Annotated in this window: 17 protein-coding genes; 5 read left to right on the forward strand and 12 right to left on the reverse strand. The window is 71.2% G+C overall.

From position 1 onward, the window contains the following. Positions 1-8: 8 nt before the first annotated feature. The 6 genes from ACFFR3_RS38420 to ACFFR3_RS38445 form a co-directional block, all read right to left on the reverse strand. Entirely contained in the window at positions 9-701 is a 693-nt protein-coding gene (locus tag ACFFR3_RS38420; protein ID WP_345399043.1) for an ABC transporter ATP-binding protein, read from the reverse strand. Then, positions 698-1615, reverse strand: a complete 918-nt coding sequence (locus tag ACFFR3_RS38425; RefSeq protein WP_364915806.1) for an ABC transporter ATP-binding protein — start codon at positions 1613-1615, stop codon at positions 698-700. Before ACFFR3_RS38425 ends, ACFFR3_RS38420 begins: the two co-directional genes overlap by 4 nt. Further along, positions 1612-4194 carry an FtsX-like permease family protein gene (locus tag ACFFR3_RS38430; protein WP_379484734.1) on the reverse strand — a complete coding sequence of 861 codons (2583 nt, stop codon included), beginning with the start codon at positions 4192-4194 and terminating at the stop codon, positions 1612-1614. Before ACFFR3_RS38430 ends, ACFFR3_RS38425 begins: the two co-directional genes overlap by 4 nt. Then, on the reverse strand, positions 4191-7244 hold the full coding sequence (locus ACFFR3_RS38435; RefSeq protein ID WP_364377749.1) for an ABC transporter permease: 3054 nt from the start codon (positions 7242-7244) through the stop codon (positions 4191-4193). Before ACFFR3_RS38435 ends, ACFFR3_RS38430 begins: the two co-directional genes overlap by 4 nt. A gap of 205 nt (positions 7245-7449) precedes the next feature. Next, positions 7450-7719 (reverse strand): 30S ribosomal protein S20, encoded by a 270-nt coding sequence (gene rpsT / locus ACFFR3_RS38440; RefSeq protein WP_106235424.1) that lies wholly within the window; start codon positions 7717-7719, stop codon positions 7450-7452. Positions 7720-7827: 108 nt separating this feature from the next. Then, positions 7828-8814, reverse strand: a complete 987-nt coding sequence (locus ACFFR3_RS38445) for a glycoside hydrolase family 18 protein (RefSeq protein ID WP_379484735.1) — start codon at positions 8812-8814, stop codon at positions 7828-7830. Positions 8815-8828: 14 nt separating this feature from the next. Here ACFFR3_RS38445 and lepA point away from each other — a divergent pair, with 14 nt between their 5' ends. Together lepA and ACFFR3_RS38455 are read left to right on the forward strand one after the other, a co-directional pair. Beyond that, positions 8829-10700, forward strand: a complete 1872-nt coding sequence (gene lepA, locus ACFFR3_RS38450; protein ID WP_345399073.1) for a translation elongation factor 4 — start codon at positions 8829-8831, stop codon at positions 10698-10700. A gap of 53 nt (positions 10701-10753) precedes the next feature. Further along, entirely contained in the window at positions 10754-11245 is a 492-nt protein-coding gene (locus tag ACFFR3_RS38455; RefSeq protein WP_364377742.1) for a GNAT family N-acetyltransferase, read from the forward strand. Between the two features lie 9 nt (positions 11246-11254). Here ACFFR3_RS38455 and ACFFR3_RS38460 read toward each other — a convergent pair whose 3' ends face one another. Both ACFFR3_RS38460 and ccmA read right to left on the reverse strand, forming a co-directional pair. Then, positions 11255-12787 carry a DUF6297 family protein gene (locus ACFFR3_RS38460; RefSeq protein WP_379484736.1) on the reverse strand — a complete coding sequence of 511 codons (1533 nt, stop codon included), beginning with the start codon at positions 12785-12787 and terminating at the stop codon, positions 11255-11257. 26 nt (positions 12788-12813) lie between these two features. After that, positions 12814-13437, reverse strand: coding sequence for a heme ABC exporter ATP-binding protein CcmA (ccmA, locus tag ACFFR3_RS38465; RefSeq protein WP_345399088.1), 624 nt, complete (start codon positions 13435-13437; stop codon positions 12814-12816). Between the two features lie 294 nt (positions 13438-13731). Here ccmA and ACFFR3_RS38470 point away from each other — a divergent pair, with 294 nt between their 5' ends. Beyond that, positions 13732-14058, forward strand: coding sequence for a hypothetical protein (locus ACFFR3_RS38470; RefSeq protein ID WP_364377736.1), 327 nt, complete (start codon positions 13732-13734; stop codon positions 14056-14058). On the opposite strand, the gene ACFFR3_RS38475 is transcribed toward ACFFR3_RS38470, so the two are convergent. From ACFFR3_RS38475 to ACFFR3_RS38485, 3 genes are all read right to left on the reverse strand, one after another. Continuing rightward, the gene (locus ACFFR3_RS38475) at positions 14045-14980 is read right to left on the reverse strand and encodes a response regulator (protein WP_379484737.1); all 936 of its coding nucleotides are present in this window, start codon (positions 14978-14980) and stop codon (positions 14045-14047) included. The genes ACFFR3_RS38470 and ACFFR3_RS38475 overlap by 14 nt on opposite strands. A gap of 406 nt (positions 14981-15386) precedes the next feature. Then, positions 15387-16586, reverse strand: a complete 1200-nt coding sequence (locus tag ACFFR3_RS38480; protein WP_379484816.1) for a sensor histidine kinase — start codon at positions 16584-16586, stop codon at positions 15387-15389. Then, positions 16586-17074 (reverse strand): hypothetical protein, encoded by a 489-nt coding sequence (locus ACFFR3_RS38485; RefSeq protein WP_345399094.1) that lies wholly within the window; start codon positions 17072-17074, stop codon positions 16586-16588. Before ACFFR3_RS38485 ends, ACFFR3_RS38480 begins: the two co-directional genes overlap by 1 nt. Positions 17075-17294: 220 nt before the next feature. On the opposite strand from ACFFR3_RS38485, the gene ACFFR3_RS38490 reads away from it, so the two are divergent. Together ACFFR3_RS38490 and ACFFR3_RS38495 are read left to right on the forward strand one after the other, a co-directional pair. Then, positions 17295-17747, forward strand: a complete 453-nt coding sequence (locus ACFFR3_RS38490) for an RNA polymerase sigma factor (RefSeq protein ID WP_345409620.1) — start codon at positions 17295-17297, stop codon at positions 17745-17747. A gap of 203 nt (positions 17748-17950) precedes the next feature. After that, a complete protein-coding gene (locus tag ACFFR3_RS38495) occupies positions 17951-18856 on the forward strand; it encodes a hypothetical protein (RefSeq protein WP_379484738.1) in 906 nt (301 codons plus the stop codon). Positions 18857-18865: 9 nt separating this feature from the next. On the opposite strand, the gene ACFFR3_RS38500 is transcribed toward ACFFR3_RS38495, so the two are convergent. Beyond that, positions 18866-20113, reverse strand: coding sequence for a glycoside hydrolase family 18 protein (locus tag ACFFR3_RS38500; RefSeq protein WP_345399100.1), 1248 nt, complete (start codon positions 20111-20113; stop codon positions 18866-18868). Positions 20114-20163: the final 50 nt, after the last annotated feature.

Below are 20163 nucleotides of genomic sequence, written 5' to 3' on the forward strand. Positions count from 1 at the left end.
TGGCCGGCTCAGGTCAGGGCGGCCTCGTGGACGACGCCGTCGCTGATTTCCAGCACCCGGTCCGCCACCGTCATCAAGCTCGGGTCATGGGTCGCGACCAGCGCTGTGACCCCCTCGCTGCGGACGAGCGCCCGCAGCAGCTCCATGATCTGCCGCCCGGTCTGCGAGTCGAGCTGCCCGGTCGGCTCGTCGGCCACGAGCAGCCGGGGCCGGTTGGCCAGGGCGCGGGCGATGGCGACGCGCTGCCGCTGCCCGCCGGACAGCTCGTACGGCCGCTGGTTGACGTGCTGCTCGAGCCCGACGAGGGCGAGCAGCATGCGGACCCTGGCCTCGCGCTCGGCCGCGGGCGCGCGCATCAGCCGCATCGGGACGCCCACGTTCTCGGCCGCCGACAGGACGGGGATCAGCCCGAACGACTGGAACACGAACCCGACGACGTCACGCCGCACGGCGAGCAGCTCGTCCTCGGACATGGCGGTGATCTCGCGCCCGTCCACGACCACCCGGCCGGCGTCCGGTTTGTCCAGGCCGCCGATCTGGTTGAGCAGCGTGGTCTTGCCGGACCCCGACCGCCCGCGCAGCGCGACGAGCTCGCCGGGGAAGACGGAGAACGACACGTCCCGCAGCGCCACGACCTCCTTGGGCCCGGTTCGGTAGACCTTGCGCAGCCCTTCGACCTCGACCAGGGGCGACTGACTCATTCGGACGGCTCCTCTCGGGCGGGCCACACGCCGATGTGGTCGGATTCGAGTTCGAGGCGCACGCGTCGTTCCATCTCCAGGGCGTTCATGAAGTCGCGCGGGAGCTGAAGGCGTCCGACGCGGTCGAGTACGGCGTACTCCTCGGCGATGATCTGCCCTTCCGCGCCTTCGCGGCGTACGGTCTCGCTGCTGGTGCGCCCGTCGCGGATGCCGACGGTGCGGTCCACCTGCTCGGCCACCAGCGGGTCGTGGGTCACGATGACGACGGTCACGCCCAGCTCCCTGTTGGCGGTGCGCAGCGAGTCGAAGACCTGCTCGGACGTCTCGCTGTCGAGCTCGCCCGTGGGCTCGTCGGCCAGGATGAGCTGCGGCGAGTTGGCCAGGGCGACGGCGATGGCGACGCGCTGCTGCTGCCCGCCGGACATCTCGGGCGGCCTGCGGTCGGCACAGGAGGCGACGCCGAGCAGGTCGAGCAGCTCGCCGGCGCGTTCGCGGCGGAGCTTGCCGGCCAGCTTCATCGGCAGCTCGACGTTCTCCTTGGCGGTCAGGTACGGCAGCAGGTTCCGCGCGGTCTGCTGCCAGATGAAGCCCACGACCGAACGCCGGTAGCGCAGCCGGTCGCGCGCGGTCATCGACAGCAGGTCCATGCCGGCCACCCTGGCCACGCCCGCGGTCGGCACGTCGAGCCCGGACAGCACGTTGAGCAGCGTGGACTTGCCGGACCCCGAGGCGCCGACGATGGCGACCAGCTCGCCCTTGTCGATGACGAGGTCGAGCCCCTGCAGCGCGACGACCTCGACGCCCTCGGTCTTGTAGATGCGGACGAGGTTGTCGCACACGATGTGCGCGTCCCCGCCGAACGCGGCCTTCTCCTTCGTGGCCTTGGCTTCCAGCTCGGACAGTGTCGGGTTCATGTGAGGTCCCCCACTCGAAGGACGGCGCCGAGACTGCGGCGGCGGCTGATGGCGGTGTGGACGTACGCGCCGAGCACGGCGACGACGGCGAGTCCGGCGGCCAGCGCGCTGGGCAGGACGGGGTCGGGTGAGTAGTCGCCGACGGGCAGGTCACCGGCGTAGGACGACAGGTCGACGCCGGGCCCGAGCGCGGCGGGCAGCGCCAGGCCGAGGCACAGTCCGGCCAGCGCGGTGACGATGATCATGGGCATGATCTCCAGGACGGTGAGCCGCTGCGCCTGCCGGTCGGACAGGCCCAGCGTACGCAGGAAGGAGACCGCCCTGGCGCGGTCGGCCGCGCCGACGATGAGCGTCAGGACGACGGCGAGCAGCGCGTAACCGGCCAGCGCGGCGGTCACGATGGCCAGCGTCGTGCGTACGGTGCTGGTCAGCGGGTCTTCCTGGATGGCGGCCAGCGCGCCCTCCTGGGAGATGACGGTGGCCGACGGCGCGAGCGCGGCCAGCTCGGCCACGTCCGCGTCGCCCTTGATGAGCAGCGTGTTCACGGCGGGGCGAAGCTGGACGCCGATCGGCACGATGAGGAACTTGCCCTTGGTGAAGAAGCCGGGCACCGACTCGACGACGCCGCGGGTGGGCAGCTTGAGCCGGGACTGCCAGCCGAGGTCGAGCGTGCCGCGCCCGCGCAGCTCGGGGGAGACCAGCACGCCTTCCGACAGCGGCGGCACGCTCACGGGCGCGTCGGCCAGGATCGAGCGCCATTGGGCGACGTCCACGGCGAGCGCCTCGGCCCGCTCGGCGCCGTACCCGACCTGGACCTGGCCCCGCTGGGCGAGCACGACCTGCTCGACGCCGGGCACCGCGCGGATCTTGTCGATCGTCTCGGCCGGGATCTCGATCTCGGACGTCACCTTGATCGGCGCGCCGGTCTGCTGCCAGGACGCCAGCCGCTGGGTGCCGGCGATGCCGTCGGTGACGACGGCGGCGAAGACCGACACGGCCAGCGCGGGCAGCAGGATCAGCACCGGCAGGACGGCGGCGGCCCGCGCCCGCGCCGCCCTGGTCAGCCCCAGGAACGGCACCGCGGCCCGCCCGCGCGCGGCCAGCCGGACGATCAGCCGCAGGGGGTACGGGTAGCAGCGCAACGTCACCAGCGCCGCCGCCACGGTCAGCGCGACCGGCACCACCAGCAGGAACGGATCCTGCCCCGCCGACGCGCTCAGCCCTCTGGCCCGCAGCAGGTACGCCCCCGCCACGGCCAGGACGACGATGAGCACCTCCAGCGTGATCCGCCGGGCGGACGGCCGCGCGGTGGCGACGTCCTCGCGCCGCTCGTGCAGGGGGGTGCGGTGGGCCAGCGCGAGCCGGGCGGCGGCGAAGCCGACGGCCACCAGCACCACGAACACCGGCCCCGCGTGCACGATCGGCAGCACGGGCCCCGGCACCAGGTACGACAGCGCGTACCCCGCGACGGCCCCCGGCACGACGGCGACGGCGGTCAGCCCGGCCGCCGTGCGGGCCACCTGCGCCAGCGACCCGCCACGTGCCCTGGCCAGCGACAACGTGTGGTCGAGCCGGTCGGCCAGCAGCTGCAGGGCCAGCACGATCACGCCGAGCGCGACCGCGAGCAGCCCGCCGAGCACGAGGGACATCACGGTCTGCGCGGTGGACAGCTCCGCCTGGAACCCGGTGAGCAGGTTGGGCAGCCCGGTCTCCAGCCGGTACGGGCTGACGGGCCCGTTCGACTGGACGTCCACGACCCGGCCGAACTCGGCGACGTCGTCGAGCAGCCCCGGCACCGCCAGCGCGGTCGCCCCGCGGGGGTCGAGCGGCAGCGTCCACCGGTAGGCCAGGTTGCGTCCCTCGCCGCTCAGGACGGCCAGCCCGGCGTCGGACAGCAGGGCCGTGGCGTGCTTCTCGAAGTCGAGGCTGCCCGGCGGCTGCTGCTTCAGCACGTGCACGAGGTCGTTGTGGTGCGACCAGTAGCGGTCGTCGGGCTGCTTGGCACGGAAGATGCCGACGATCTTGACGGCGGCGTAGTCGTGCTCGCCGATCACCGTGGTCTTGCCGATGCCGAGGCCCATCTCCCGCTCGGCCTCATCGACGATCCCGGCCTCGAACACGGGGATCGTCTCGCCCTCGTACCGCATGGTCGAGGACGCGCCGGGGGCGCGGCCGCGCACCCATTCGACGCGCCGGTCGGCGTCGGACAGCCAGCCCACGTTGAGGTAGGACGAGCCGCCGGTGCCGGCGATGGGGGTGAGCGTGGTCTTGGCGCTCGCGTGGCCGGGCCCGGTCACCAGGGGACGCAGTCCGGCGGGCAGGATCTCGTGCCAGAGGCGGTCGCGCGTGTCGAACTGGGCGCGTTCGCGCAGGTCGAGCGCCGGTGACCAGGACCCGACGGTGACCGTCAGGTCGGTCTGCACGCCGGGCGCGCCGGTCAGCGCGCGCTGCAGCGCCTGGTCGTACGCCGATTCCGTGGCTCGCGGCAGCCCGGCGACCAGCAGGCAGGCGCTCAACGTCAGCGCGAAGAGCACGGCCAGCGGGCCCAGGTGCACCCGGGCGAGCAGCCACGTCCTCACTGTTCCTCCCGAAGGCTGAGGCCCTGGCCGCGTACGGTGCGTGCCAGCCCGGCGAGGATCGCGAACAGCACTGCCGTCACCAGCACCAGCATGAGGGCGGTCGCCGCCCAGGGGATGTCGAGCAGCACGCCGGGCGTCACGGCCGCGGCCTGCCCGGTGAGCACGATGTGCGGCACGACCAGCTCTCCCACGACGATCGCGAGCCCGGTGCCGGCCAGCAGCGACAGCCCGACGACGAACGCCTGCTCCATGGCCAGCATCCCGAACACCTGCCGCGGGCTCACTCCGAGCGCCCGCAGGATCGCGAACTCGGCCATCCGCTCACGCGCCGCGACGGCCGCGTTCACCAGGAAGCCGAGCGCCGCGAACACCAGCGCCGCGAGGAAGCCCAGCATGAGCGCCCCCTGGAGCCCGCTGGCCAGCGGGTCGTCCTGGAGGGTGGCGGCGAGTGCGCGCTGGTCGAGCACGGTGACGTCCCATTCGGGGTGGCTCTTGAGCGCGGCCGTGGCGGCGCCGGGGTCGTCGGTGCCCAGCCACCATTCGGTGGCGGGCCTCGGTGGCTGGGCCAAAGCCAGCTCGTACGCCTGCATCGTCTCCCAGTCGGCGAGTACGGCCTGCTGCCCGGCCGTGGTGGTCGGCATGCTCTCGACGACGCCCGCGACCTTCACCTGCAGCACCCGGCGGTCGATGCTGACCCGCCCCGACTGCCCGGGGGAGAGCTTGAGCGCGGCGGCCAGGTCGGCGGTCAGCACCACCGGCATCGGCCCCGGCTGGGCTCCTTGGACGAACGTCGCGGCGCTGCTGAGCTCGGCCTCCATGGTCAGCGGCGGCGCGGTCACCTGCTGCCCGTCGGCGCTCAGCCCGGTCACCTTGAGCGTCGCGCTGCCCGAGGGCGCCCCGGCGATCACGCCGAGCAGCGACACCGGGTAGGTGATCTGCCCCTTCCGCCCGGCCAGCGCCCGCAGGTCCACCTCGACCTGGCTGGTGCCCGCCTTGAGGACGCCGAGCGGCACGTCCCGCCAGACGCCGAGCGCGTCGGTGAGCACCAGCCGCGCCGCCACCTCGTCGCTCGCCTCGGCGTTCACGGTGAGCGTGGCGGGCTTCCCCGGCAGCTCGAACCGGTCCATACGGTTGCCGGTCAGCGTCCGCGACAGCTCGCTCACCGGCTTGTCGGACAGGTCGGGGCGCAGGTGGAACAGCTCGCCGAGCTTGCTCGCGTCGAGCGTGACCAGCATCGCGTTCTCGCCGCCGACGTCCGCCTGCCCGCGGAAGCCGGGCGACGCGGCGCCGATGCCGGGCAGCGTGGTGAAGGCGGTGCCGCGCCCGAGCGCGCCCAGCTCGGGACCGTCCGGCGGCCCTGACAGCCGCAGGTCGGCCCCGGCCTGGTGGCGGGCCTGGTCGAGCTGGGACGTACGCCAGGTCGCTGCGGTCGCCAGCGACACGATGCCGATCGCGATGGCCATCGTGAGCAGCAGCGCGGGCCCGGCGTACTTGAGCGGGCGCCTGCTCACCTGCCACGCGCCGAGGGCGGGGGCGAGCGCGGGCCGCCTGGAAGTGATCTTCTCGGCCAGCTTGGACACCCGCGGCACCAGCCGCAGCCCCAGCATGCCGCCGGTGAGCAGGGCCAGCGCGGGCCCCGAGATGATCAGCGGGTCGATGCCCAGGCCGCCGGTGGCCGTCGTGGTCACGGGCGCGCCGTAGCGCTGCAGCTGCCAGATCGCGAGCCCGGCCACGACCAGCAGCGCGAGGTCGGCGCCCGCCCGTTCGATGAGGCCGCGCCCGCCGCCGCGCCCGCGCGCCGCCTGCTCCTCCACGTACGTCCGCCGCGCCCCGGCCAGCGCCGGCGCCATCAGCAGCACGGCCGCGGCCAGCGCCACCCCGAACGACACGAGGAACGTCCCCAGGTCGGCCGACGGCGACAGCCGCACCCCGGCGGCCTCGATCCACGGCAGCCGGTTGATCGCGGCCAGCAGCGGCGGGCCGAGGAACGGCGCGATCACCGCGCACGGCAGCGCCACCAGCAGCGCCTCACCGCCCGCCAGCACCGCCAGCCGCACGGTCCCCGCGCCGCGCGAGCGCAGCAGCGCCACCTCCATGCGGCGGTGGTCGGCCAGCAGCCGCGCGGTCAGCATCAGCGCGTACGCGGCCAGCAACAGCAGCTGCAGCACCGGGATCAGCATCGTGGAGCGGGCGACCAGCGAGGCGGTGTCGAGCTGGGTGAGGATCTCGGGCAGGTGGCTCGCGGCGACGCAGCTGCCGCAGCCGGCCGCCTTCAGCCGTTGCTCCAGGCCGGCGACCGCGCCGGCCATCGGGCGCAGCTGCTCGGGGGTGAGCGCGCGCAGGTCGGGGACGGCGGTCCAGGTGGCGTTCACGTTGGTGGCGAAGCGGGCGATGAACGTCTCGCGGGGCACCATCAGCGGCCCGTACGTGGTGAAGTCGCCGCGCTCGACGCCCCGGCTGAGCAGCTGCTCGCCCGCCCAGCGCGCCCCGAACGGGTCGTCGAGCTGGAACACACCGACCACGCGCACCCGCACGGGACGGCTGTCGAGCCGGCCGCGCGTGGTGAACTCCTGCCCGACCTTGAACCCGGTCTCCGAGGCCGCCGACAGCGAGATGACCGCCTGCACCGGGTCGTCGCCCGGCTGCGGCCAGGCACCGCTGACCAGCCGCGCCTGCCGGTCAAGGCCGTCGTAGCCGCCGAAGCGCAGCAGCTCGGGCCGCTGCCTGTCCTCCTGGCCCGGCATGGTGTAGGAGTCGGAGCGGAAGCTGGTGCTCAGCTCGGGCGGGCGGGTGTAGGCGGCGGTGAGCTCCGCGCGTACGGCCTTGTCGAACTCGGGGAACGTCTTGGCCGTGACGGGGGCGCTGACCGTGGCGGCGGTCTGTTCGTAGGAGGCCGTCTCCATCGTCCTGCGGACGCCCGCGTCGGCGATGGAGGAGGCGTACATGGTGAGCGCCACCAGCGTGGTGGTGGCGAGCAGGATCGACCCGAACGCGGCCAGGAGAAGCAGCGGCTCGCTGAGCGCCCTTTTGACGACCAACGGCCCCCGCATGCATCCCCCTTTATCGTGTTTAGTGCACCTTCGGGGATGGCGCAGGTGACGGGCAAGGTGATCTCTGCAACGGTGACTCACCCGATACGGCTGTGTGATATCGAAACTGTGACAAAACGGCCCCAGAGACGACAAGAACGCCGCACTCCGGACATGTGGAGTGCGGCGTCGAGAAGCGCCGTAGCCGCTGCCGCGGCGTCGCTGCTTACTTGGCGGCCAGCGCCGCGGCCTGCTTGGCGATCGCGGACTTGCGGTTGGCGGCCTGGTTCTTGTGGATGACGCCCTTGCTCACGGCCTTGTCGAGCTGGCGGGCGGCGACCCGCTGAAGGGCCGCGGCCTGCTCGACGTCACCCTGCTCGGCGGCCTCGCGGAACTTGCGGACGGCCGTCTTCAGGGACGACTTGACCGCCTTGTTGCGCAGGCGAGCCTTCTCGTTCTGCTTGTTGCGCTTGATCTGGGACTTGATGTTCGCCACGAAGAAGCCTCGGTGAAAGTCTGAGTGATGGATGGGGCGCGCGGGCTCGAGAGAGGGCGCGCCACACGCAGTAGCCCAGGCTACCAATAACTGAGGCGGCTGCTCAAATCAATGCCATCGTGTCATGTACTCGTGCCAGTCCTCTTCCGTCGCGGCGAAGTCGACATAGAGGGCCAGACCGAAGCGCTCGCGCCTGCCGTGGCCGGTCAGCGCCAGCCGGGCGCCCTCCGCGGCCATCGCCACGCTCTCGGCTCCGTCCAGCCAGGGTACGCCGTGGTCGTGGTACGCGGGCGCGCCGATGTAGAGGGTCTTGTCCTGCGGCACCAGGTCCAGGGCGAGCCTGGCCTGGCGGGCGACGTGGCCGCCGTACAGGGACTGGAGCGGGGTGAAGGAGTCGTACGTCATGACCGCCACCTGGTCCACCCGGGCGGCGACCTCCTGGAAGTAGCCCTGCGACCAGTACTTGTCGTGGCCCAGCGCGGCTCTGGCGGCCAGGCGCAGGCCCCAGTAGGGCTCCAGCTGGGGGGTCGAGGTCGACAGCAGGCGGGTGTGTCGCCTCGTCTGCTCCAGCAACTCCAGGAACTCGGTGTCGCCGTCGCCGATGGGCTCGAAGTTGTAGTGGATGCCGTCGAAGCCCTGGTTCATGATGGCGGCGACGCTGGTCAGGACGTTCGTGCGGGAGCGGGGGTCGTCGAGGTCGAGGGTGCCGTCCACCTTCTGGCCGAGCCAGGCGGAGACGCGGAGGCCGGGGAGGTGTTTTCGCACCCATTGGACGAAATTTCCGGCGTTGGGGTATTTAGCTGGATTTAATCGGCCGTCCGCCTCGAACGGGCCGGAGTGGACGTACAGGTCCTTGATGCCTGTGGCGCGCAGCCGTACGGCGAGCTGCTCCAGGTCACGCTCGGTGCGGCGGCCGTCCACCCACGCGTGGCCGAGCCAGAGGGCGTCGTTGCCTGTGCTCTTCGCCCAGGCCGCCGGCGCACCGGTAAACTGGAGGCGGAGCGCTGCGGCGAGCAGGCCGGCCAGCGCGACCAGGACGGCCAAGGCAAGCGCGATCAGGCGCAGGCCGCGGCGGATGACGGTTCGGGCAATCACCCGGGCATGTCACCATGGAAGACTGCTTGACCTCAACCCTGTCGAAACGGACTTCGGTGCGCACTCAGCCTGGCCAGACCGACCCCGCGTTGATCCGCAACTTCTGCATCATCGCGCATATCGACCATGGCAAGTCGACGCTTGCCGACCGGATGCTGCAGATCACCGGCGTGGTCGACGACCGCACCATGCGGGCGCAATACCTCGACAGGATGGACATCGAGCGCGAACGCGGCATCACGATCAAGTCGCAGGCCGTGCGGCTGCCGTGGGACGGTCACGTGCTCAACATGATCGACACGCCCGGCCACGTCGACTTCACCTATGAGGTGTCGCGCTCGCTGCAGGCGTGCGAGGGCGCCATCCTGCTGGTCGACGCCGCCCAGGGCATCGAGGCGCAGACTTTGGCCAACCTCTATCTGGCCATGAACGCCGACCTGCACATCATCCCCGTCCTCAACAAGATCGACCTGCCGGCGGCGCAGCCGGAGAAGTTCGCCGAGGAGCTGGCGGGGCTCATCGGGTGCGACCCCTCCGACGTGCTCAAGGTGTCGGGCAAGACCGGTGAGGGCGTACGCGAGCTGCTCGACCACGTGGTCCAGACGGTGCCCGCACCCGTCGGCCGGGCCGACCAGGCCGCGCGGGCGCTCATCTTCGACTCCGTCTACGACACCTACCGCGGCGTGGTGACGTACGTCCGCGTCGTGGACGGCCACCTCGGCAAGCGCGAGCGCATCCTCATGATGTCGACCAGCGCCACCCACGAGACGCTTGAGATCGGCGTCATCTCGCCCGAGCCCAAGCCCGCCGAGCTCGGGCTCGGCGTCGGCGAGGTGGGCTACCTCATCACCGGCGTGAAGGACGTCCGCCAGTCGCGGGTCGGCGACACCGTCACCTCGGCCGCCAAGCCCGCGGGCGAGATGCTGGCCGGCTACGAGCACCCCAAGCCCATGGTGTTCTCCGGGCTTTATCCGATCGACGGCGACGAATACCCCGAGCTGCGTGAGGCGCTCGACAAGCTGCAGCTCAACGACGCCGCGCTGGTCTACGAGCCGGAGACGTCGGCGGCGCTCGGGTTCGGCTTCCGCGTGGGGTTCCTCGGGCTGCTGCACATGGAGATCGTGCGCGAGCGGCTGGAGCGCGAGTTCGGGCTGTCGCTCATCTCCACCGCGCCCAACGTCGTCTACCGCGTGGTCATGGAGGACGGCAAGGAGCTGACGGTCACCAACCCGTCCGAGTTCCCCTCCGGCGGCAAGATCGCGCAGGTCTTCGAGCCGGTCACCAAGTCCACGATCCTCGCGCCCGCCGAGTTCATCGGCGCGATCATGGAGATCTGCCAGGGGCGGCGCGGCCAGCTCCTCGGCATGGACTACCTGTCGGAAGACCGCGTCGAGATCCGCTACACGCTGCCGCTCGGCGAGATTATCTTCGACTTCTTCGACCAGCTCAAGTCGCGCACCCGCGGCTACGCCTCGCTCGACTACGAGCCCGCGGGCGAGCAGGAGGCCGAGCTCGTCAAGGTCGACATCCTGCTGCAGGGTGAGGCGGTCGACGCCTTCAGCGCCATCGTCCACAAGGACAAGGCGTACGCCTATGGCGTCGACATGGCCAAGAAACTGCGTGAGCTGATCCCGCGGCAGCAGTTCGAGGTGCCGATCCAGGCCGCCATCGGGGCCAGGGTCATCGCCCGCGAGAACATCCGCGCCATCCGTAAGGACGTCCTCGCTAAGTGCTACGGCGGTGACATCTCCCGTAAGCGGAAGCTGCTGGAGAAGCAGAAGGAAGGCAAGAAGCGGATGAAGATGGTCGGCCGGGTCGAGGTGCCCCAGGAGGCCTTCGTCGCCGCGCTGTCCACCGACTCCGGCGGCGAGAAGGCCAAGAAGTAGGGGTTCGCCGGGGCTTGTGCCGTCCTCGTGCCCTGGCGAAATACCCTAAAAGCATGGAAATGGTGCAGACGGCGCGTCTGGTCCTGTCTCGGGTGACGGTTGACGATCTGGACGCCGTACACGAGATCCACTCCGACCCGCGCACCAGCGTCTACCATCCCAGCGGACCCGTCACCGACATCGAGTCCAGCCGGGCCATGCTCGGCCTGTGGCTCGACGACTGGGACGAACGCGGCCTCGGCTACTGGGCCGCGCGGCGGCTCGGCGACTCCCACGTGCTGGGCTTCGGCGGGCTGCGGCACGCCATCGTGGACGAGCGGCACGTGCTCAACCTCTATTACCGGTTCCGGCCCTCCGCGTGGGGGCACGGCTACGCGCTGGAACTCGCCAGGGCCGCCCTTGACGTGGGGAAGTCGGTGGGGACGGTGGTCGCGGTCATCCGCGACACCAACGAGCCGTCGCGGAAGGTCGCGGAGCGGGCCGGCATGCGGCGGGATCGCACCATTCCGTACGGGGGCGTGCCGAGCGACCTGTACGTGGCCTGAGCCGCCCCCTTATCGTGCTCTGCCGCGCCAGACGTATCCCGCCAGCACCACCGCGCTCCAGACGGCTTGAGCCGCCAGGTAGGGGGCCGTGGCGACGCCCGGGGTGGTGAGGGCGATCAGGGCGGGCAGCGAGCCGATCAACGCCAGGTCGGGGCCCGTGGCCGACCACTTCAGGATGCCGGTGGGGATCGGGCCGCCCGGGGTCTCGATGATCGGCATCGAATGGTCGACCGGCGCGCGCCTGGCCATGCGGAGCGCCGCCGCCGCCAGAGCGGGCGCGACCACCAGCCCCAGGGGCGCCACGTCACTCAGGGGCAGGTTCGCGGCGCCGCTCAAGCCGGTCAGGAGAAGGGCCAGGGACGTCCACGTGCCGCTCAGCAGGGCGGGCAGCACCGCGCGGGCCGCCAGCGTGGGACGGTGCGCGGTTCCGATGAGCCTGGCCAGGGCCGGGTTGCCGGCGTCGCGGCGGGCGCCCGAGGTGGCCGTCGCTGCCACGGCCAGCCCGCCCACCAGGACCGCCATCGCGAGCGCAGCCGGAGGAGCGCCCGCCTGAGCGAAGACTGCGGGCAGCACCGACGTTCCCGCGATCGTCGCCAGCCATCCCGGCCTGCGGGCCAGGCGCCGCCAGTCCTGCCAGGCGGGTGCGAGCGGCCCGGACAGCCGCGGCCAGCGACGGGAGCCGAGTCTCCTGGCGCGCCAGTGGTTGTCCTCGACGATCCAGGTGAGCGCGCTGGTGTCCAGCGACGCGGTGGCGCTCGCCACGTGCCCGGCTCGGGTGGAGGCGGTCGTGAGCGTAAGGGTGGGGATGCGGTCGAGCGAACGCCAGGCGTGCCGGGCCAGCAGCCCTGCCGTCACGACCGCCCCGGCTGCCGTGGCGGCCAGGGCCGGCAACGGGGCATGCGCCGCCACGGTCAGCACTGTACGCAACTGGTTCGTCACCGCCACCGCCGCCAGCACCAGCAGCGCGACGATCGCCACGGTCAACCAGAGCTGCCACGGCTGCCACGGCTGCCCGGCCTGGCCCGCCCGCCCCGCATGCGCTGCCTGACCCGCCTGCCCGAGTACCGCCAGCGCCATCCCGCCCACGGTCGTCGCCACGCCGAGCACGAGCGCGGCGAGCACCCGCCACACGAGCTGATCCGGCGCGCCCAGCACCGCCAGCAGGCCCACCCCGAACAGCAGGCCCGCCACCAGCGCCACCACGCCCAGCGTCCTGGCCGGACGGGCCAGCAGGTCCCGGCGGTTGAGCGGGGAGAGCAGCAGCCAGGAGGCGTCAGGCCCGTTCAGCACCACGGGGCCCGCCGTCCGCGCACCCGCCAGAAAGCCGGCCAGGGCGAGCGAGAGCAGCGCCGCGCCCGCTCCCACCCTGCCCGGATCGACCGGGCCCGCCAGCCCCGCGAACACCCCGGCCAGCGGGTGCCCGAGCACCATGACGGCCATGAGCAGGCAGAACCCGGTGACGTACCGGTCTAGGACGCTGGCGGGGGCGGGGCCACGGGAGCGCAGGTACGTGCGAACGGCCCTTACGCCGTACTCGGTCACCGGTCGATCCTCGGAGGAGAGGCCGGTCATGCGGGGACGCCTGACGGGAGGACGCGGCGGCCGTGGCCGGCCAGGTCCTGGTCGTGGGTGGCCAGGACGACGGTGCCGCCCTCGGAGGCGTACTCGTCGAGCAGATCGCCCAGGGCGGCCCGGAACTCGATGTCGAGTCCGCGTTCCGGCTCGTCGAGGAGTAGCAGCTCACTCGGCCTGAGCAGGGCGGCGGCGAGGGCGAGGCGCTGGCGCTGGCCGGTCGACAGATTCAACGGAGCCGCGTCCGCCCGCTCCACCAGCGCGAACATCTCCAGCGCCGCCTCCACGGTCATCCGCGCGGCACTGTGCACGGCGCCCATCAACTCCAGGTGCTCTCGGGTGGTGAGCCCCGGATACCAGGCGGGCTCATCGCCCAGCAGCGCGACCCGGCCCCAGAACCGGCCGTCGTCCACCGGCGCGGCGCCGAACACGTGTACCTCACCGGCGGTGGCAGGCTGCACCCCGGCCAGGCAGCGCAGCAGCGTGGACTTCCCGGAGCCGTTGGGCCCCACCACGGCCACGATCTCACCTGGCGCCACGGTGAACGTCAGGTCGCGGAGCACCGGGTTGCCGCCGAGCTCAACTGAGAGGGAATCGACGCAGATGATCGGGTCTGACACGGTTCGAGGCTAGCTGACCATCAGCGCACCCGCGCGGCCGGTCCTATCTGCCGCTTTGGGCCGGCGAAGGGTCCGCCGCCACCACCCACAGCCGGCGAAGGATCTCCGCCGCCACCCACCGACGCACCTGGAGGTTGGTCAAGCGGCGCAGCGTTCAACAGGCCGGGCCGGGCAGGGCTGAGCCGTGTCGGGCCGAGCCGTCTTGGGCCGAGCCGTCTCGGGCTGGCGGGCGGATTTTGTCGGTGCCGTCGTCTACCTTTCATTCTCCGAACACCTGTGCGACTGGAGGGTGACGTGATTGCTTCTGAGCGATTCGAGCGTGCAGCCGTTCTTGGGGTCGCCGTGGCTGAGGAGACACGGCGGCTGCTGAGACGTCACGTGGGCGAAGGAGAGGAGGCGGCTGACGGCACCGTCCTGGTCGATGTGCCCTATCCCGACGCGGCGGTGGTGGCGACGTTGCTTGACGTGGCGGCCGAGTGCTTCGGTGAACGCGGTGATTCGGTCGAGGAGACCCGGCAGGCGGCATTGGAGACGCTTTTACAGCTCGCCGGATTCGACGAGGAATCCCAGCTCAACGGGCATGTTGGCGGGCGTCCAGGAGGTGGGCTCAGCCGGGGGTGACCAGGCCGTGGCGGTAGGCGTACGTGACGGCTTGCGCGCGATCCCTGAGCCCCGCCTTGGCGAACAGGTTGTTGATGTGGGTCTTCACCGTGGCTTCCGTGATGAAGAGACGCGCGGCGATCTCGGCGTTGGAGAGGCCGTCGGCGATGAGCATCAACACCTCGCCCTCGCGCGGTGTCAGGCCATTGGGAAGGGACTCACCACTCCGGCGCGCCCGCCGCTCACCCGAATGCTGCTGCCGCCGCGACTCCGAGGCCCCCGTACGGGAGAGTGGCGCAGCGGAAGCAGTTCCACCGGGTGGCGGCGCTTCGCCAGGGGGCGATGGGAGGGGCTCGGCAGGGGGAGCCGTGGTCGAAGAGGGCACAGCGGGCCGGCCCGTCGTGGGCGGAGACGTCGAGGAGGGGGACGTTGTGGCTGGGGGCGCAGCCAGTCGATCCGTCGTGGGCGGAGACGTCGAGAAAGGAGTCGTTGTGGCTGGGGGCACAGCGGGTGATGGTGGGCCGGGTGGGGACATGCTGTCGAGGAGGCGGCGCTGCACGGTGGGGTCGAGCTGGGCGTCCCCGCGCATCACGGTCGCCAGGGCCTTGGCGATGTCGTCCGCCTCGGCGTCCTTGGTGAGGAAACCCCGCGCACCCGCCCTGAGCGCGGCGAAGACCGACTCGTCGTCCGAGTACGTCGTGAGCACCACGACCTGCGTCCCCGGATGGGCGGCCCGGACCCGGCGAGTGGCCTCAACGCCGTCCATGCGCGGCATGCGCAGGTCCATGAGCACCACGTCCGGCCGTTCCGTCTCGACCAGCCGCAACGCCGCCTCACCATCACCCGCCGACCCGACCACGTCGATCCCAGGCAGCAGACCGAGCAGCAACACCAGCCCTTCCCGCACCACAGCCTGGTCATCCGCCACGACCACACGAATCATCCGCCCACCCCCTGAGCCATCGAAGCGCGGTAAGCAGCACCTTCCCCGACCGTCGCCCACACCGTCGAAATCGGCCCAGCTGCCGTCACCGCCGCCCAGTTGCGGTTGACCACCGCCAGCACCGCCCAGCCGAGTGCCAGGGCCGCTGAGGTCGCCCAGCGGGGTGTGATGGCCGCGCGGACCGTCAAGGCGAATGTCGCCGCTGCCGGAGCCGCTGGGGCAGCTGACTTGGGCGTGACTGTCGTTGCCGCTGCGGCTCCTGAGCCCGGTCTGCCTCGCCTGATCGCCGTCGGGCGCGATGCGCGAATTGCCAGGGCAGCAGAGCCGAGGGTGGGTGCAGGTGACGGCGTCGAGGTCGGTGCCGCGGGTGCCGTGGAAGGAGGGCTGGGTGTAGGGGTTGTTCGGGTCATGCCGGGATCCTGAGGTGGACCGTGAAGCCGTGGTCGTCGGCGCCTGCCGTGAGGGTGCCGCCGAGGAGTTCGGCGCGTTCGCGCATGCCGATGAGGCCGTGCCCGCCGCCCGACGACCGTTGCTCCGCCGCAATGTCGTGGGGTGGCCGTTGCTTCGCCCCTACGTCGTTGGGCGGCCGTTGCTGCCCCGCACCTTCCTTGGGCGAGCGGTGTTCCGGGGCGGAGCTGTTCGGTGGGTGGTGGGTCGGTGGGGTGGGGTTGGTTATGCGGAGGTCGCACCACGTGGTGGAGAAGGTCAGGTCGATGGTCGCGGGGGTGCCGGGGGCGTGGCGGCGGATGTTCGTGAGGGCTTCCTGGGTCGTTCGGGTCAGGGCCAGCTCGGCTTCCGGGGTCAGGCGGTGTTCGGGGCCGGAGATGTGGAGGGTGCAGGGGTGGTGGGTGGTGCTCTCGAAATCCTCGGCCAGCCGGCGTAGGGCGGTGGGGAGCTCTGGTGGGTCCTCACGTAGGGCGGCCACTGCGCGCCTGGCCTCTTCCAGACCCGACTTCGCGAGGTCGCGGGCGCGGGTGACGCGGTCGAGGGCCTCGTCGGTACGTTCGGCGCGCAGGAGCAGCTTGGCGCCCTCCAGGTGGACGAGCTGGGCCGACAGGGAGTGGGCGAGGATGTCGTGGAGTTCCCTGGCGATCCTGGCCCGCTCCGCGAGCACCGCTTCCCTGGCCTCGGCCTGCCTGATGGCCTTGCGCTGCCTGGCCGCGTACGCGACGAGGAAGACCAGGCTGGTGCTGAAGGCGAGGGTCAGGTTCCGGGTGACGTCACCGGTGATCGCCCCCGCCACCAGCAGGCTGACGATCGCCGTCAGGGCGATCGCCAGCGACTGCGGGAGGGGACGGCGGCCGGCGGCGGCCACCACGCAGGCGAGCAGGACCAGGGCGGGGGTGCCGTTGGGGGTCAGCTCGTGCAGGGCGACGGCGATGATCGTGGCGGCGCCGAGGGCGATCAGCGGGATCGGCGTGTCCGCCGACCTGCGCCCGGCGACCTTGAAGGGGAGCAGGGCCAGGGCAAGGCTGAGCACCAGGGTGGAGGTCAGGATGATGCTCGGCGGGCCGGCCACGAGCGCGGTGTGCGCCTGTCCCGCGCCGACCAGCACGATCACGCCCAGCCGCAGCATGCGGGAGATGAGGCTGGACGTAACGGGCATCACCTTTCGACGTTATAGGACCGTGCGGCGGACCCGGGAAGCGCACGGGCGCGACGTGACACCACGAGCGCCTGCGTGGCCAGGGTCAGGCCGACGAAGATCAGGATGCCGCCGGTCGTGACGGTCAGTCCCATGGAGGTGCCGGCGACCTGCTCGATGACGCGCACGGCTATCGACGCCAGCCAGGCCAGCAGGGTCCAGACCGTCCCCTTGGACCAGGCGACTCCTTGGGCGTCGGCCCAGATGCGCACGGTCATCGCCCGCAGGATGCCGAGTCCGACGCCGGCCACCCCTTCTGCGGCAAGGAAGGCGAGGCTGAGGGCGAAGTGGTCGGGGTCGAAGAGGCCGCCCGAGACCAGGCCGATCACGATCACGACGGCGGAGATGTAGAAGATGCTGGAGCGGTCGGCCGGGCGGGTCTTGAACTGGCGGTAGATGACGAACGCGAGGACAAGGAGGATCAGCAGGCCGGTTTCGACGGAGTTCATGTCACGTGACGGTAGGGACGGGTCCGTCATGGCGGATCGACCAGCGGGTGGAGCTTCGCAGATCTCCACCCAGGGGTGGACGCACAACCCGGCGGCCGGGCTGCGCGGTCGGGGCCGTTCATGCGAGGCGGGCGTCGGTTTTGGGGGTTGATGTGACCATTACGGGTTTTGGGGCGTCTGTTGGTGACATGACCTTTGAAACCGTTCGGGGGGCGACATCATCGAGGAGCTCTATCGCGAGCACTGGCCGCTCGTGTGCGGGTTCCTTCTGCGCAGGACCCGCGATCCGCATCTCGCCGAGGACTTGGCGCAGGAGACCTTCGTCAAGGCGACCAGGGCGCTGCTCGGCTGGCGAGGGGAGAACGCGGCTGCGTGGCTCCTCACGATCGCCAGGAACGTGCTGCTCGATCACGTACGGAGGAGCCGGCGGGAGCTTGCGCTGCCCGACGCCGATGAGCTCGGTGTGCCGCCGCTGCACGTGGCCGCGCTGGACGTGCGCGACGCGCTGGAGCGGCTGCCCGAGCAGCAGCGGCGGCTGCTCACCTTGGTCTACTTCGAGGGCTTCTCGATGGTTGAGGTGGCCGCTATGACCGGAAGGTCGCACAACTCGATCAAGACCGCGGTGTGGCGGGCGCGGGCCGCCTTCGCCGACCTGTACGGGGAGGATGCATGAGCACGTCCGATAGGCCGGGCACGCCGGGCACGCCTGGCTCGCACGATAAGTCAAATACGTCTGACCCGCTCGATGCATCGGATGCTCCTGGCTCACTCGATGCGCCGGACGCGACTGGTTCGCTCGATATGCCGGACGCGCCTGGCCGGCTCGATACGCCGGATACGGCGGGTAATGCACCTAGCCTGCCGGAGTTGCCCGCGATGCCGGACTTTGATCCCAGGCGTACCAGGCGTGCCGTTCGGCGGGGGCTGGCGCGGACGGTGGTCAGCGTGCTGGCGGTGCTGGCGCTGGTCGCGGTGGTCGTGACCGAGGGGGCCTCGCTGGTGCAGACGCGGGGTGATCGTGAGCGTCGCATGATGGACGTGCTCGGGACCGCGTTCAAGATGTACAACCCCGCCTACCTCGTGGACAACGGGCCCTGCTGCGAGACGACGCCCGTCTCCATGGCGTTCGAGGTGACCGCCCGTCCCATGGGGCCCGTCGGGGCGTGGCCGGGTGGGAGTCAGACGTACTCGATCAGTCAGGACTTCTTCGGACGGGTCGGACGGCTGCCGCTCGGACACACCGCCAACACCCGGCTCTCCCAGTCGTTGTTCAACGTCGGCACCACGCTGGGGAGGAAGGAGGAGGTGAAGCAGGTGCTCGCCCGGTTGCCGGCCGATCTGAGCGCGCTGGCGGTGGTGGAGTTCGAGCGGCCGCTCCCGGAGGCGGAGTTCGAGGCGTTCGTACGGCGCCACGGCTCCTGCGCCGAACGGGTCGTGTACGAACGCAGGCCGGGGTCGCTGCCGATCACATGGGGCTTCGACTACTGGACCGACCCGGCGGACCTTCGCAAGGGCGGCGACGTCACGGATGAGGTGTGCCGGGGCGGGCTGCCGCAGTTCCGGGCGTGGGTCGGGCTGCTGCGTGACCACGACGACGCCAACCTGCGCTCCTTCGACCTGAGCCTGAAGCGGCTGCGGGAGGCTTCGGGGGCCGGCCTCGCCCACGCCTACGTGGACGAGCTCAGCTCGGTCCGCGAGTTGCGGGAGTTGCTCAAGGACCCGCAGGTGCGGACGATCCGGCTGGCCGACGTGGCGTTCGACCTGGATCGTCCGCACCCATGAGAGCCCGGGTCAGCGAAGGACGCTGGAGAGGGCGGAGGTGAGGGAGGCGCGGGAGTCGTCCTGGTCGATGGACCACAGCATGAACCCGCCGAGCCCCTTCAGCCGGATGTACGCCGCCTTCTGCAGCATCACCGCCGGATCGTCGTACGACCAGAACTCGTTGCCGTCGTACAGCCACATGGCGCCGGTGAGCAGGTCGCGGTGGCGCTTGCCCGGCTTGTTCACCAGGTCCTTGTAGTCCTCGGTGCCGGGCGCCCACTTGCCGGGGGCAGGGCCGGTGGCGGGCTGGTAGAGGCCCTTGGAGCGGTCGGTGACGCCGGTCCAGCCCTGCCCGTACGCGGGCACGCCGACCACGAGCTTGCGTGCGGGGGCCCCGCGCTTGAGGTAGTCGCGGACGGTCTGGTCGACGCTGTACTTGACCGGGTTGGGGTCGCGCCGGTCGGTGAACAGGTTGGCGTGGTGCGCGGTCTGCTGCTCCCAGGTGCCGTGCAGGTCGTACCCCTGGAGGGTGGCGAAGTCGAGCTGCCTGAAGACCTCGCGTACCTCGAAGCCCGCGTCGATCTTGGCGGCGGCGGCCGGGAGGAACGCGCTGAGCTGCGCCTTCCGCGAGAACGCGGTGAGCTGGCGGCGCAGCTCGGTCACGAACAGCGTGAAGTTGCGCTTGTCCTCGGGCCTGATCACGTTGCCCTCGGCGCCGGCCGAGCCGGGCCACTCCCAGTCGAGGTCGATGCCGTCGAAGACGCCCGCGGCGGCGCCGGGCTCGAGGCCGGGCAGGTTGCCGCGCAGCCACATGTCGATGCAGGAGGAGGCGAGCTTGGAGCGCGACTCGGGGGTGAGGACGGCGTCGGAGAACGCGGCGGAGCCGGTCCAGCCGCCGAGCGAGATCATCACCTTGAGCTTGGGGTGCTTGGCCTTGAGCTTGCGGAGCTGGTTGAGGTTGCCGTTGAGCGCCTGTCCCGGCTCGTCGGCCACGCCGTCCACGCTCTGCTCGGCGGGCACGGGCCGCTGCCAGTCGGCCCACGGGTCGGAGGAGTAGCAGGTGCCGTCGCCGTTCACGAACCCGAACGCGTAGTTGAGGTGGGTGAGCTTGGCGGCGGCGCCGCTGAGGTGCACGTCCTTGACGTGGTAGTCACGTCCGTAGACGCCCCATTGGATGAAGTACGCGACCCGGTTGAACCCGGTGCGGGCCTCGGCCGGTACGGAGACCAGCGTGAGCCCGAGTAAGACGGACAGGGCGATGAGGATCTTCTTCTTCACGGGGCCGCTCCCGGACAGCTACAAATAGGAAACTTTCCTATAAGTTGACG

This window comes from Nonomuraea salmonea, from assembly GCF_042428605.1.
GTDB classification, from domain to species: Bacteria; Actinomycetota; Actinomycetes; order Streptosporangiales; family Streptosporangiaceae; genus Nonomuraea; species Nonomuraea salmonea.